Raw genomic sequence first — 13,472 nt, 5'->3', positions numbered from 1 at the left:
CTCCTGTATGACTGCCGTACAACTGATCGTTGGCCTGGGTAACCCGGGCCCCGAATACGACCAGACCCGGCACAATGCAGGGGCCCTTTTCGTTGAGCGCCTGGCAGACAGCCAGCGCGCCAACCTCAGCGTTGATCGCAAATATTTCGGCCTGGTGGGCAAGTTCGTCCATCAGGGTCGCGAAGTTCGTCTGCTCATCCCCACCACCTTCATGAACCGCAGCGGCCAGTCCGTGGCGGCGTTGGCGAATTTCTTCAAGCTCAAGCCCGAAGAAATCCTGGTGGCCCACGACGAACTCGACATGCCTCCCGGCGTCGCCAAACTCAAACAGGGTGGCGGGCACGGCGGGCATAACGGGCTGCGCGACATCATCGCGCAACTCGGCAACCAGAATACGTTCCACCGCCTGCGGCTTGGCATCGGCCACCCCGGGCACGCCAGCATGGTTTCCAACTTCGTGCTCGGCCGCGCTCCGCGTGGCGAACAGGAACTGCTGGATACCAGCATCGGCTTCGCCCTCGACGTCCTCCCGGAAATACTCGCCGGTGACTGGACGGTAGCGATGCGCAAGCTGCACAGCCAGAAAGCCACTCTCTAACTTTATCTACCGCCTTTGGCGCGAGGGACACACCATGGGATTCAATTGCGGCATCGTCGGCCTACCCAACGTCGGCAAGTCCACCCTGTTCAATGCCCTCACCAAATCCGGTATCGCGGCCGAGAACTTCCCGTTCTGCACCATCGAGCCGAACAGCGGCATCGTGCCGATGCCCGACCCGCGTCTCGACGCCCTGGCCACCATCGTCAAGCCCGAGCGCGTGATCCCCACCACCATGGAATTCGTCGACATCGCCGGCCTGGTAGCGGGCGCGTCCAAGGGTGAAGGCCTGGGCAACAAGTTTCTCGCCAACATCCGCGAGACCGACGCCATCGCCCACGTGGTGCGCTGCTTCGAAGACGACAACGTCATCCACGTTGCCAACAGCGTCGACCCCAAGCGCGACATCGAGATCATCGACCTCGAACTGATCATGGCCGACCTCGACAGCTGCGAGAAGCAACTGCAGCGCGTCACCCGTACCGCCAAGGGCGGCGACAAGGAAGCCGTGGCGCAGAAAGCGCTGCTGGAAAAACTCATCCCCCACTTCACCGAAGCCAAGCCGGCCCGCAGCCTGCTGAAGACCCTGGGCGACGACGAGAAGCGTCTGGCCAAGACCTTCCACCTGCTGACCACCAAGCCGGTGATGTACATCGCCAACGTCGCCGAAGACGGCTTCGAGAACAACCCGCTGCTCGACGTGGTGCAAGCCATCGCCGATGCCGAAGGCGCCATCGTGGTACCGGTGTGCAACAAGATCGAGGCCGAGATCGCCGAGCTGGACGATCTGGAAGAAATGCAGATGTTCCTCGAGACCATGGGCATGACCGAGCCAGGCCTGAACCGCGTGATCCGCGCCGGTTACTCGATGCTCAACCTGCAGACCTACTTCACCGCTGGCGTGAAGGAAGTACGCGCCTGGACCGTCAAGGTCGGCGCCACCGCACCGCAGTCCGCTGCCGCGATCCACACCGACTTCGAGAAAGGCTTCATCCGCGCCGAAGTCGTCGCCTATGACGACTTCATCCAGTTCAAGGGCGAAGCCGGTGCCAAGGAAGCGGGCAAATGGCGCCTGGAAGGCAAGGAATACATCGTCAAGGACGGCGACGTGATGCACTTCCGCTTCAACGTCTAAGCCGCCTCCGTGACCAGACGAAGCCGCGTGAAAACGCGGCTTCGTCGTTTCTGCATCCCCTACCCCAGCCTGCAGCACCCGCCTGAAAACCCTGAAAGCCCGCCACCACGGCACCTGCAGGCACGTCATTACTGCCAAGCAGACGAACGGCAGTAAAATGACGGCGTTTAGCCATCACTCGCCATCGACGGGGATTTACTCCGCAGTATACTGGCCCTGCCCTCACCAGCAGGCGCAGTACCTTGAAACCTGACGATGAGCTGCAGGAATCGTCGAACGCCGCCCCCGCGGAAGCCCGTTTCGACGCTTTGTTCCGGCTCGCAAAACGCCTCAGTGGCGTAACCCTCGCAAGGATCGCAACCGACACCCTCCTCAGCGGCTCTACAGAGCCCGAGCAGCGCCTGCCCGATACATTCAGCACCTACTTGCAGGAACTGGTCATACGAACCAGCTTCGGCCACTCGCCCCTGCTGCTGCCCGACACCCGACTCGACACCGCACCACAGGCTGCACCACCGCCCGCCTTTTTCGCCGGTTATCCGCTGCGCAGCAGTGAGGGTGGCTACCTGGGCGTGTTCTACCTGGCCGACACCAAGCCCCAGCGGCTCAGTGAAGAGCAATTACTGTCCCTGCACGATATCGCCGAGAGCGCCGCCAACCTGCTCGAACAGATTCGCCGTGAAGCCGCTGCCTGCCAGGCCAGCGAAACCCTGCTCGCCGAGGAAAGCCGCATGGCCCTGGCCATTCAGGGCAGCGGTACGGCCATCTGGGATCGCGACGTGGTCACCGGCGAGATCCACTACTCCACCGCTTGGAAAGCGCTGCTCGGCTACGCCGAAGATGAAGTCAGCAACCGCATCACGGACAGCTACGAGCGCGTCCACCCCGATGACCTCAGCTACGTGCAGCAGGCCCTGCAAGCGCACCTGCGCGGCCACACCGAGAGCTACGAGGTGGAACACCGCCTGCGTTGCCGCGACGGCAACTACAAATGGGTGTGCAGCCGCGGCAAGGTGGTCACCCGTGACGAGTCAGGCAATGCCCTGCGCATGCTCGGCACCACCACCGACATCACCGCTCTGCGCGAGCTTTCCGAGCGCCTGCAGCGCAGTGTCGAGCTGATCACTCGGCTGACCGACCAGGTGCCCGGCATGGTTTTCCAGTTCCGCAGCCTGCCGAACGGCAAAGGCCACATCACTTATGCCAGCGCTGGCGTCTACGACATGTTCGAAGTAACCCGCGAGCAGATACAGCAAGACCCGGAAATCCTCCATGCGCTGGTACACCCGGACGACGTTGCTATCTACCAGAAGGCCCGGAAGCAGGCGGAGCACGAGCTCAGCACCTGGCACATCGAATACCGCGTGCTGCTCCCCCGCCAGGGCCTACGCTGGCGTCTGGGCGAAGCACGGCCGCAGCGCGAAGCAGACGGCAGCATCTTCTGGCACGGTGTGGTCACCGACATCACCGAACGCAAGCGCATCGAAAGCGAGCTGCAGGAATTCGCCTCCCTCGACGGCCTCACTCAGTTGGCCAACCGCCGAGTCTTCATGGGCTACCTGGAAACCGAACTGGCCCGTATCCAGCGCGGCGACGTGGGCGTTTCCAGCTTGCTGATGTGCGACCTGGATCACTTCAAGCGCGTCAACGACAAGTGGGGCCACGCGATCGGCGACCAGGCCCTACGCCATTTCAGCCGCATCCTGCGCGAGCAGTTGCGCAAGAGTGACCTGGCCGGGCGTGTCGGCGGAGAAGAGTTTGCCGTGGTACTCAGCGGCGCCGGCCTCATCCAGGCCCGCGACTTCGCCTGCCGCGTGCAGCACTGCCTGAAGGACGAGCCACTGTTCATCGGCGACCAACAGATCCGCCTGACCCTGAGCATCGGCATCGCCCTGCTCGACCGCCAGGACACCACCCCGGACACCGCCCTGTGCCGCAGCGACGCCGCCCTCTACCGCGCCAAAAAGAACGGCCGCAACCGTATCGAGGTCGGCTGAAGCCGTGCCACCACCGAGCGCCCACGAAAAAACCGCAACCGTTCGGCTAAGCAATTGAAAGTGCGTAAATTTATTCTGCCCTCAGGGCTTGACACATCAGGGGCAGATGCGGAAAATGCGCGCCACTCGGCTACGTAGCTCAGCTGGTTAGAGCATAGCATTCATAATGCTGGGGTCGGGGTTCAAGTCCCTGCGTAGCCACCAAACAAAACAAGGGTTTACCGAAAGGTAAGCCCTTTTTTGTGCGCGCTAGTCACTACAAAGTGACTACGGCGTGTCCACTACGATCAATCAACCCAAGGGTTTATGACGCGAACCCCTAGGTGATCGAAGTGCCGGACATTACGCGTAGCAACAGGCGCATCGTATAAAGCCGCAATGGCAGCGATCTGCGCATCAGCCATATCTGACACTCGCCCCTTCGCCTCGCTAGCTGCAGCCAAACTGGCATAGCGAATCGCTGCATCTGTATCGAACGGCAGAACACGCCCAGAGAAGTCCTCATCGAACATCAACTCCGCCAGATCAGCAAAAGCCGTCTTACGCTTACCGTCAGGCAGTCGAGCAATTCCATAGAGGATTTCAGCCACAGTAATGGAGCTTATATAAAGCTCACCTGCAGGCTGCTGATCAATCCAGGACAGAACCTCTAGCGCTGGCTTCGCTTTCATCAGCTCCGACAGCACGTTGGTATCTATCAGGATCATTCGTCGAAGCTCGCAGCCTTGGCTTTGGTGATTCGATCAGGCACTTCGAGGTCAGCACCACCCACCGCAGAAAAACGGGCATGAATGCGGCTACCCAAACCACCTTTTTTGTCTTGCTTGGTCAACGCTTGGCGGATGATCAATCTCGCCTCTTCCTCCATGGAACGCCCGTGGCTAGCAGCAACAACGCGCAGCATGGCCTTGAGGTCATCATCCAGATTTCGAATAGTGATAGTTGCCATGGAGCCCTCCAAATGAAATCAATGCAGTCATTGCTATCATACTTGCGTGCATGTGGACATGCACACATGTTTACAAGGCAATGGCGTAGCTGCTCTGCTGCAGTCGCGATAGTCGAAAGGCCGAGGCTAAGTGATCAGGCGACAGGTGCGCATACCTCATAGTCATCGTGATGGATGAGTGCCCCAGGATGCGTTGCAAACTGAGAATGCCCCTCCCCCCATCATGTAATGACTGGCGAAGGTGTGCCGCAGGATGTGGGTTAGCTGGCCCGTCGTGTATAAACCACTACACCCGCACAGAGAACCGTTTCGCGAATGCGGCCATGGCGACGTGAACTCCTCGTTTGGATTACTCATGAGTAGCGGCCTTGGCTTCGGCGATCAAATCATCGATATCCACCGATATGGTTTCACCACCTGAGCGGGCGCGAACGATCTCGGCCAGCAGGAAGTCCTCAGTGTGGTCAGGGTCGTCTTGCTGGCACTCGCCCGTGATGCAAGCGCCATCCTCAACACCGCTCGGCACCATAAGCAGTGATGGGTTAGAGCCATTCGATTTCATCTGCCGACTCTCTCCCGGCCAATAATCTCAGGGATCGGGTATTTCATCGCAAGCCACACCACTGCTGCTCGCAGGGCACGCCATCGTTATTGCCATCCATCTTCGTGCCTGGGCAATTACGTAAAAAGTAGGTCGCCTCTTCGCAGGAACGCATCTGCGAGCAGTGCTGACGACCGTCGCAACGAAAGGTCGAGACGGGCTGTGATTGGGACTTTGGCTGGGCTTCTGTCCCCGTCCAGGCAAACGTAGGCATAAAGCGCTCGAAGGAAAAACCAGGGGCTGCCCGCTCGATCACCGGATTGCTCAGTATCGAGCCATCCGCTCCGATATTGGTGATCACCGGACTGCTTGGCGGTTTCAGATAGAAATGCCAGACCGCAAAGCCCAGAGCCAATAAAACGACGATTTTCTTCATGCTGCACTCCTTTGCCTATGTTTTTCCACTCATGCGGCGTAGAGAATACAGCACCTTATCTCAGGCAGGGTTGGCCGGATCCTATCTATGGCTGCGCAACACGCTATGCCTAGCCCTATCTAGGTAGTGCCTTTCACGGTTTACTAGGAGAAGGCGTGGTGGCACTATGCCAAAAATAAATCTGCCCCCTTATTTAGGGGAAAAATACCACTACAGCTGTGTTGTGGAATATTTCGACGGAGAGTTTTTAGATCTTTATGGAATCAACACAGGATCGAGTTAGACACTTTATGTCGGTTTTCGGCCACCGTGAGGTTGGCGAAGCTACGGGGCTAAAGGAAGAAAGGTGCAAGACGATCCGCTACGACAAGCGGGCAAACCTACGCACCAATGAACTGGACTTGATAGCAAATAGCTATCCTGAGTACTCTTTATGGCTCAGGACTGGTATGACTGCGCCTGAAAACGGCCAGATAGATCCAGATTATGCAGAAGCTGATCGAAACTTGACCGGTCAAAACGCGGGATAGCAATAACTCAGGAAGTAGCTAGACGCTGGTACGCCCGAAGGAATGGAGACCTCACGTGAAGAAGCTTTTGCTTGCCCTCGCAATTTTTTCAGCCCCTGACATTGCTGAACAATCAAAGCCAGTTGCCGCACAAGCAGAAGACACCATGCGTCCTACTGCTGAAGCCATAGGCAAGGGCACGAACGAGCTAGTTTATGATTTTCTCCTGACTCTTATAAAAATGCATGCAGAGCCCCTTAGCTAAATCCCCAATTTAAAAAATGGCAGCAGAACACAGCCATTCGCTAGGCGAGGCAATCTATCAAAAGTGCATTACGCCCAGTAGCTTAATCGATGATGAGGTGACGCGATGCATGGAAAATATGCATACGAACACTTATAAAAAATATCAGCCCAAACTTATGAACATAACAATATGTACAGATGCATCAATTCAAAGTTTTGAAATCAAAAAAAATAAATTAGGTGCTGAGAAGCCCTCCCACATAAACCACTAGGGATAACAGGAATTGGGATCAATAATTGAGTACTTTGCAATCTATGGACTACATGGATTCAAAGACGTAAAGATAGAATTTACAACTCCCTACAGCATACTTTTATCTGAGAATGGGCAGGGTAAAACAACAATATTAAAAACAATAGACGCAGCCCTAAGCGGTAATGTAAAAAAACTAAAGGAAATAAGCTTTTCCTCAATTGAAATAAAATTCAGAAAACTAAGAAACCCCATTTCTATTTTGAAAAATGATCTTGAGTACGAATGGGAATCAAGAGCATATGAGCATATAAAAAATAAAATAGATGATGAGTCCCTGTCAGACGTCCTTGACATGATTTCTAAACACTCATCCTATAAACAGCTACAAACATCAGTAACAAACTATTATCAAAATAAATACTACGAAACCCAAACTAAAAGTGCCATCAGCCATCTGAGGATATCTGCTGGCAAGAACTACCCCTTCAGTTCAATGGCGTTACGCGAGCTTTTTGAAGAGAGAGATTCAGTCGCGCTTAAGAAGCAAAATCTTAGCTTCTTTAATTCCATAAGAGAAAATTTCCCTCTAAAAACTCTTTACCTACCAACTTACCGTCGAATAGAAGACTTGATTTCATCCATCAAAGATGATGACGGGTTAACGGGCAATGAGCATATTCGTTTCGGAATGTCCGACGTAGAAGCCAAACTTGAGTCAATAAAGAAAGAAATCCTGACTTCTTGCAACGACTCAATGTCAAGAATAAACGGGGAAATATTAAACAGGCTCGTGAAAGGGCTTACCGTAACAACCGAAGATCGCAAAATCATAACAAAAAACCGCGACTCTCTTATGCTCGTACTAAATAGATTCGGAAGATCCTTGTCTGCAGACGATAAAGCTTTAATCATAGACAAGGTTAAATCAGAAGAAGACTTCAACAGCCCTAAAAATGAGGTGCTAGTTTACTTTTTGTCAAAAATGTACGACGCCTTCCTAGAACAGAGAGAGAAGGATAACGCCCTAAGCAAGTTTGCCTTTATATGCTCAAAATATTTTGTTAACAAGGGAATGACATATGATGAAACAACCCTTGAAGTTTTTATCACCTGCAACGATACAGGCAACGAAATTAAATTTGAGCAACTATCATCAGGCGAAAAGCAAATAGTATCTCTTTTCTCAAAACTTATCCTAGAAAAAAACAGAGGTTATTTCGTACTGTTTGACGAGCCTGAACTATCACTTTCAGTGGAGTGGCAAAGACTGCTATTACCAGACGTCGTTGATAGCGAAAGCTGCGAGATGCTTATCGCTATGACCCATAGTCCTTTCATAATCTCAAACATGGTGGATTACACAAGCGATTTGAAATCGTACTTTTTAGAGAAGCGTGAACAATGACCAGTCGCCTTAACTTGTTTATGGAGTACGCCGAAGGCGAAGAAGTACATTTCGTAGAGTATATAAAAACAAGACCCGCTGATGGGCTGTCCAAAGCTGTGATGGTATTAGAAGGGAAGGATGACCCAAAGTTCTACACCCCCAAATTTAGCTCCCTATTAAATCGAGAATGGACATCTATTTCAGTAGGCGGAAAGTCCAAGGTTTTGGAGCTTAGGAAAAAAATCAGATCACACCCAAAATTCTTTAACGATCTAACTTTTTTCTTCGTAGATAGAGATTACGACCAAACAATTACATTCAAAGACACATATGTAACACCTACTTACTCAATAGAAAATCTTTACTGTTCGAGAGAAACGGTAAAGCGCCTTATTGAGGCGGAGTGCGGACTAACCAGATCAGACATTACGAACCGGCTCGAAATAATAGATTTCCTATTAGAAGAGTATGAAAGTCTACGGAAGAAATTTCACACCAGTAGAAGCGTCAAGTTTTTAAATTCTGTATTTTATTATGTACGAACACAAAAACAGAATAAAAAAATCAGCTTAGATAAAGTCTTAAAACTTGAAGCATTGATAGAGAAAGACAAACTAAAAATCATTTTGACAAAAAATGAGCTGTTTATAAAAAACAGGAAAATCGAAAGAGAAGACTATATAAAAGCAATAGCAAATTCTTCTTGGCTAGCAATAGCCAATAACCCTGCAGATCGCTTTAGGGGAAAACAAGAGATATTGATTTTAAGGCTATATGTTAGAGAGCTCAAAAACTCTGGCTCAATTGCAAATAAAGCATTAGCCAAGTTTGGAATGAAAATATGTACTGAAAACCCATCAATGTCAGATCATATTTTATCTACCGCGTCTCAGTATGTACCCTCACCTAGGTGCCTAACGAAATTCCTTGCATCCATTTGAGTGACTACAAAACCATATTTTTTCTGAATTTATATGGTTTATGAGCATGGCAATATGCCATTTCTTCCGTTCTATGGGCTGTAGAGGGAATACAGGGCGGTGCTCAGGTGATTCATAATGCCTAGCGTGTATCCTCCCCCAAAAAACAAAAGGCTTATCAAACGATAAGCCTTTTCTCTTCAAGCATCGGCGCGAGCTAAACAACACCTAAAACACAAAATACCCCACCACCACCATCGCCCCACAAGCAACCGCACCCACGATAAGCAGCACTATGCTGGTTCTTGCGCCAGTGCGTGCCTCGTGGTGCTGTTCGTGCAGGTGCTGATAAGAAGGGGGCGTAGCCAGTTTGGTGGGGCGCTGGATTCTGAGGAGCTCGCTGGCAGCAAGCGTGGGGAGTCGGGGGTCAGGTTTTACCCTGAAGTTGTCCCATGATGCGTTATGTCCCTGCTGGCGGCGTTCTTCGCGCCACCATTCGTGGTCTTCCAATCCCATGATTCAGCCCTCCTGGCTGGTGATGTTCAACCCAGATGCTCATTCAGAGCGACGTTTGCAGCTCTGAGTTCAGTGCATAGCTGTAAACCGCTGAGTGCTGGTCGTTGGGTGTTAATTGTAGTCCCACTAACATTCCTTGTGCTGTGCTGCCTGTCACCGTAACGCTCTGGCATCGCCGCAAGCCTGGGCGCACAATCGCGGTTTCCGCGTTTGCCCTGACTGCCTGCCGTGAACTGCCCTCCCCCGACTCTAGCCGACGGCCCGCCTGTATTGGCAAGGCGCTGCTGCGCCTGGCTGTTGGCTGCACTGCTGGGGTTTGTCGCGCTGACGGCTCAGGCCGAGCCATTGGCAGTACGCGAGCACCACCGCTGGACGACGGCGGACGATAACGGCCCCAACCAGGTAGGCGCACTGGCGCAGACGGCGGATGGTTATCTGTGGCTGGGCAGCGATGACGGATTGCTGCGCTTCGATGGCTTCAATTTCGTGCGCTATCGACCCGGCGATGAACAGCCCTTGGGCACGGTCGCCAGCTTGTTGGCCGTGGACGATGCCTTGTGGGTTGGGCTGCGCGCCGGTGGTGCGCGGCTGGTCGCGGGGCAGGCCTCCCGCTATTTCGCGCCTGGGGATGGGCTGCCGACCGGCGCCCTCTACGGTTTCGCCCGCGAGGCCAGCGGCACGCTCTGGGCTGCGGCCCATGACGGGCTGGCACGTTTCGACGGGCAGCGCTGGCAGCGGGTAGGTGAAGCCGAGGGCTTTACCGCGAACAGTGCCCGCGCGGTATTCATCGACCGGGATGGCGGCGTATGGACGGCGAGCAGCGAGCGCTTGTACCACCGCCCTGCCGGTGTACAGCATTTCACTGAAGTCGCCGGCGAACTCGATTGGGCCAGCCAGATCGCCCAGGCGGCGGACGGCACGCTATGGGTCGCCGAGCGCTACGTGAATAAGCTGCACCACGTCGTGCAAGGGCCGGCGCCGCACTTGCAGAGCCAAGAGCTGGACTCGCCCATCAACGGGTTGTTGTTCGACCACAGCGGCGGGCTTTGGGCCAGCACGCCCGGCAACGGGTTGCGCCGCTATCCAGCCGCGAACGCCACGTTGCACAAAGCCGATGCCGAGCAGCTCACCAGCGCCCAAGGGCTGAGTGCCGATTACCTGTGGCCCTTGCTGGAAGACCGCGACGGCACGGTGTGGGCTGGCAGCAGTGGCGGCCTTGATCGTTTTCGCCTGGGCGAGCTGAGCGCCGCACCGCTACCCGCCGGCACGCTGAATGCCGCACTGGCGGTAGCGACTGACGGCGCGCTATGGGCGGCCAGCAATAACCAGGGATTGATGCGCCTGCAGGGCAACGACTTGCAGCGCTGGCCGATCCCCGAGCCGGTCACCAGCCTGATCGCCGCTGCCGACGGCACTGTCTGGATCGGCGGCCCCCATGGGGTCTGGCGCGGCACACCAGCGGGCATCGTGCTGCAGGCCAAGCTGCCCGAGCAGGCGCCGGCAGATGCCTCGATACGGGCGATGGCAGTGGGCACGGACGGCAGCTTGTGGGTATCGATCAACCGACTCGGGCTGTTCGTGCTGCACGGTACGAATTGGCAGCCAGTGGCCGGCCCCAGTGAAGCGCCAAGCCAGCTGATGCCGGTCAGCGCCGGGACGGATGACCAGGGCCGCCTGTGGTTCGGCTACCGGGACAATCTGCTGGTCACGCGCCAGGGCGATCAGGTATGCCAGTGGGGCGCGGCGGATGGCCTGACTATCGGCCACATTACCGCTCAGTTGCACCACGGCGGTATTTCCTGGGTGGGCGGCCAGCACGGCCTGGCGCGCTTCGATGGCCAGCGCTTCCAGACCCTGCACCTGCCGGACAACGGCCAGTTCGAGAATATCTACGCGATCCTCCCCGGCACCGCTGGCGACCTGTGGGTGCATGGCAAGGCCGGCATCGTGCAGCTGCCTGCGGCCGAGTTGCAGCGCGCCCTGGCCGAGCCGCAGCACCGCCTGCGCTACCGTTCCATCGGCCTGGACGGCAGCCTGGCCAACGATCCCTACCGGGTGCTGCCCTTGCCCACGGCGCTGGCCGGGCCGGATGGGCGGCTGTGGTTTTCCACCAGCGCCGGGGTGAGCTGGATCGACCCGGCCCGCCAACTGCCCGCCCCGCCGCTGCCGCCGGTGGTGATCGAAGCATTACAGGTGGACGGTGCGCCTATGCCGCTGCAAACCGCACTGCAATTAGCTGCCGATACGCAACGCATCGTCATCGATTACACGGCGCTGAACCTGCGAGCGCCGCACAGCCTGTCGTTCCGCTATCGCCTGCGGGGTTACGACCGTGACTGGATCGAAGCCGGGCGCCAGCGCCGGGCCACCTATACCGGCCTACCGGCTGGAGACTTCCGCTTCGAGGTGCAGGCCTTCGACCAGGGCGGTGGCGAGCCGGCGGCGCCGACAGTGCTGGCGTTCAGCGTCGAGCCGGTGTTCTACCTGCGGCCGCTCTTTTATCTGCCGCTGGCCACCACCCTGCTGCTTGGCTTGTGGTGGCTGCACCGCCTGGTGGTGCACAGGGATCGACGGCGCCTGCAGCTCCGGCTCCAAGCCCAACAGAGCGAACGCGAGCGGATCGCCCGGGAGTTGCACGACACCCTGCTGCAAGGCTTGCAGGGCCTGATGCTGCGCTTCCAGGCGGCGACCGACACATTGACTGTCGACCACCCCGCGCGGCCACGGCTGGAACATGCGCTGGATCGCGCCGACGAGGTGATGCACGAAGGCCGCGAGCGCGTGCAGGAGCTGCGTCAGCCGAGCCCAGGTATCGACTTGCCCGCCGCGCTCGAGCGCCTGGGGGCAACGCTGGATGAGCCGGGCATTACCTTTACCGTACAGGTCAAAGGCCACAGGCGCGCATTGCAGGCAGCAGTGCACGACGAGGCCTACCGCATCGCGGCCGAGGCCATCGGCAATGCGCTACGCCATGGCGCCGCGCGGCGGATAGAGATCGGGCTGGTGTATGGTGCGCGGTGCTTCCAGCTGCACATCGATGATGATGGCCAGGGCATCCCCGCCTCGTATGCCGCAGCACAAGGCCGGCCAGGGCGCTGGGGCATACGCGGTATGCACGAGCGCGCCAGCGGTATCGGCGCACGGCTCGAGGTGCGGCCGCTGCCCGCTACCGGAACCCGCGTGCAGCTGGAACTGAGCGCCCGCTTGGCGTATCCCGGTCCAACCCGAAGTGTCTGGCGGCGCTGGCTGACAGCGCGCCCCCGAACGGAAGACGATGCATGAACGACGCCCCCATCCGCCTGCTGGTAGTCGACGATCACCCGCTACTGCGCGAAGGCATCGCCGCGGTGCTCGAAGCCCACGATGACATCCTGCTGGTTGGCGAGGCCGCCGATGGCCTGCAGGCCGTGGAGCGCTTCACGGAGCTGCGCCCGGACGTGACCCTGATGGATCTGCAGATGCCCGGCCTCAACGGCACCGAAGCGATTCAGGCGATTCGCCGGCAGTTCAGTGATGCCTGCATCGCCGTGCTCACCACCTACAGCGGCGACGCGCGGGCCTTACAGGCGGTGCAGGCCGGAGCCCGTGGCTACCTGCTGAAAAGCATGCTGCGCAAGGAGCTGGTCACGGCCATCCGCACCTTGGCGGCGGGCAAGCGCTACTTCCCTGAACCGATCGCCAGCGAGCTGTTCGACGCCATCGCCCAGGACACCCTCACCGCCCGCGAAACCCAGGTGCTCAACAGCGTTGCCCAGGGTCTGGGCAATAGCGATATCGCTGCCCAATTGGCGATTTCCGAAGACACGGTGAAGGGCCATATGCGCAGCATCATGGACAAGCTCAAGGCGCGTAACCGCACCCACGCCGTGGCCATCGCAATGCAGCGCGGGGTCATCGATGCCTGGCCACAGGGCTGAGATGTCGCAACGTTAACCGCCGCCCTTAACCTTAATTAACATTACGCAACTCGCCCCCACCGCCC

At 56.8% G+C, this 13,472-nt stretch carries 13 protein-coding genes, 1 tRNA gene and 1 pseudogene; 9 read left to right on the top strand and 6 right to left on the bottom strand.

What is annotated here, in order from left to right:
* The first annotated feature begins 7 nt into the window (after positions 1 to 7).
* The 4 genes from pth (at position 8) to K5Q02_RS09700 (ending at position 3,934) form a co-directional block, all read left to right on the top strand.
* Positions 8 to 598 (top strand): aminoacyl-tRNA hydrolase, encoded by a 591-nt coding sequence (gene pth, locus K5Q02_RS09715; protein WP_225838659.1) that lies wholly within the window; start codon positions 8 to 10, stop codon positions 596 to 598.
* 34 nt (positions 599 to 632) lie between these two features.
* Positions 633 to 1,733: a redox-regulated ATPase YchF gene (gene ychF / locus K5Q02_RS09710; RefSeq protein ID WP_225838657.1), complete on the top strand. Its 1,101-nt coding sequence runs from the start codon at positions 633 to 635 to the stop codon at positions 1,731 to 1,733.
* A 242-nt stretch (positions 1,734 to 1,975) separates the two neighbouring features.
* Positions 1,976 to 3,730 carry a sensor domain-containing diguanylate cyclase gene (locus K5Q02_RS09705; RefSeq protein ID WP_225838647.1) on the top strand — a complete coding sequence of 585 codons (1,755 nt, stop codon included), beginning with the start codon at positions 1,976 to 1,978 and terminating at the stop codon, positions 3,728 to 3,730.
* Positions 3,731 to 3,858: 128 nt separating this feature from the next.
* Positions 3,859 to 3,934 (top strand) — tRNA-Met (locus K5Q02_RS09700).
* Positions 3,935 to 4,017: 83 nt separating this feature from the next.
* Here K5Q02_RS09700 and K5Q02_RS09695 read toward each other — a convergent pair.
* From K5Q02_RS09695 to K5Q02_RS09675, 5 genes and pseudogenes are all read right to left on the bottom strand, one after another.
* The gene (locus K5Q02_RS09695) at positions 4,018 to 4,437 is read right to left on the bottom strand and encodes a type II toxin-antitoxin system VapC family toxin (RefSeq protein ID WP_225838645.1); all 420 of its coding nucleotides are present in this window, start codon (positions 4,435 to 4,437) and stop codon (positions 4,018 to 4,020) included.
* Positions 4,434 to 4,679, bottom strand: a complete 246-nt coding sequence (locus tag K5Q02_RS09690) for a FitA-like ribbon-helix-helix domain-containing protein (RefSeq protein WP_225838643.1) — start codon at positions 4,677 to 4,679, stop codon at positions 4,434 to 4,436. Before K5Q02_RS09690 ends, K5Q02_RS09695 begins: the two co-directional genes overlap by 4 nt.
* Positions 4,680 to 4,749: 70 nt before the next feature.
* Positions 4,750 to 4,964: pseudogene (locus tag K5Q02_RS09685) on the bottom strand (tyrosine-type recombinase/integrase); the annotation flags it as partial.
* A gap of 64 nt (positions 4,965 to 5,028) precedes the next feature.
* Positions 5,029 to 5,241, bottom strand: coding sequence for a hypothetical protein (locus tag K5Q02_RS09680; protein WP_225838641.1), 213 nt, complete (start codon positions 5,239 to 5,241; stop codon positions 5,029 to 5,031).
* Between the two features lie 43 nt (positions 5,242 to 5,284).
* On the bottom strand, positions 5,285 to 5,656 hold the full coding sequence (locus tag K5Q02_RS09675; RefSeq protein ID WP_225838631.1) for an excalibur calcium-binding domain-containing protein: 372 nt from the start codon (positions 5,654 to 5,656) through the stop codon (positions 5,285 to 5,287).
* Positions 5,657 to 6,241: 585 nt separating this feature from the next.
* Here K5Q02_RS09675 and K5Q02_RS09670 point away from each other — a divergent pair.
* From K5Q02_RS09670 to K5Q02_RS09660, 3 genes are all read left to right on the top strand, one after another.
* On the top strand, positions 6,242 to 6,430 hold the full coding sequence (locus tag K5Q02_RS09670; RefSeq protein ID WP_225838629.1) for a hypothetical protein: 189 nt from the start codon (positions 6,242 to 6,244) through the stop codon (positions 6,428 to 6,430).
* A 265-nt stretch (positions 6,431 to 6,695) separates the two neighbouring features.
* Positions 6,696 to 8,072 carry an AAA family ATPase gene (locus tag K5Q02_RS09665; RefSeq protein ID WP_225838626.1) on the top strand — a complete coding sequence of 459 codons (1,377 nt, stop codon included), beginning with the start codon at positions 6,696 to 6,698 and terminating at the stop codon, positions 8,070 to 8,072.
* Positions 8,069 to 8,995: a DUF4435 domain-containing protein gene (locus K5Q02_RS09660; RefSeq protein ID WP_225838624.1), complete on the top strand. Its 927-nt coding sequence runs from the start codon at positions 8,069 to 8,071 to the stop codon at positions 8,993 to 8,995. The genes K5Q02_RS09665 and K5Q02_RS09660 overlap by 4 nt, the downstream gene beginning before the upstream one ends.
* Before the next feature lie 207 nt (positions 8,996 to 9,202).
* On the opposite strand, the gene K5Q02_RS09655 is transcribed toward K5Q02_RS09660, so the two are convergent.
* Entirely contained in the window at positions 9,203 to 9,490 is a 288-nt protein-coding gene (locus K5Q02_RS09655; protein WP_225838623.1) for a hypothetical protein, read from the bottom strand.
* 228 nt (positions 9,491 to 9,718) lie between these two features.
* Between K5Q02_RS09655 and K5Q02_RS09650 the strand changes: the two genes are divergently transcribed.
* Both K5Q02_RS09650 and K5Q02_RS09645 read left to right on the top strand, forming a co-directional pair.
* Positions 9,719 to 12,772 carry a sensor histidine kinase gene (locus K5Q02_RS09650; RefSeq protein ID WP_225838621.1) on the top strand — a complete coding sequence of 1,018 codons (3,054 nt, stop codon included), beginning with the start codon at positions 9,719 to 9,721 and terminating at the stop codon, positions 12,770 to 12,772.
* Positions 12,769 to 13,407, top strand: a complete 639-nt coding sequence (locus K5Q02_RS09645; protein WP_225838619.1) for a response regulator — start codon at positions 12,769 to 12,771, stop codon at positions 13,405 to 13,407. The genes K5Q02_RS09650 and K5Q02_RS09645 overlap by 4 nt, the downstream gene beginning before the upstream one ends.
* The last annotated feature ends 65 nt before the right edge of the window (positions 13,408 to 13,472 follow it).

Origin of the sequence: Pseudomonas sp. MM211 (assembly GCF_020386635.1) — a bacterium.
In the GTDB taxonomy this organism is placed as follows: Bacteria; Pseudomonadota; Gammaproteobacteria; order Pseudomonadales; family Pseudomonadaceae; genus Aquipseudomonas.
This window is presented reverse-complemented; position numbering and strand designations above follow the sequence as displayed.

Coding starts and splice junctions, on each gene's coding strand:
- pth (WP_225838659.1), top strand. CDS start 8: ATGACTGCCGTACAACTGATCGTTGGCCTGGGTAACCCGGGCCCCGAA.
- K5Q02_RS09680 (WP_225838641.1), bottom strand. CDS start 5,241: ATGAAATCGAATGGCTCTAACCCATCACTGCTTATGGTGCCGAGCGGT.
- K5Q02_RS09695 (WP_225838645.1), bottom strand. CDS start 4,437: ATGATCCTGATAGATACCAACGTGCTGTCGGAGCTGATGAAAGCGAAG.
- K5Q02_RS09655 (WP_225838623.1), bottom strand. CDS start 9,490: ATGGGATTGGAAGACCACGAATGGTGGCGCGAAGAACGCCGCCAGCAG.
- K5Q02_RS09690 (WP_225838643.1), bottom strand. CDS start 4,679: ATGGCAACTATCACTATTCGAAATCTGGATGATGACCTCAAGGCCATG.
- K5Q02_RS09660 (WP_225838624.1), top strand. CDS start 8,069: ATGACCAGTCGCCTTAACTTGTTTATGGAGTACGCCGAAGGCGAAGAA.
- ychF (WP_225838657.1), top strand. CDS start 633: ATGGGATTCAATTGCGGCATCGTCGGCCTACCCAACGTCGGCAAGTCC.
- K5Q02_RS09675 (WP_225838631.1), bottom strand. CDS start 5,656: ATGAAGAAAATCGTCGTTTTATTGGCTCTGGGCTTTGCGGTCTGGCAT.
- K5Q02_RS09645 (WP_225838619.1), top strand. CDS start 12,769: ATGAACGACGCCCCCATCCGCCTGCTGGTAGTCGACGATCACCCGCTA.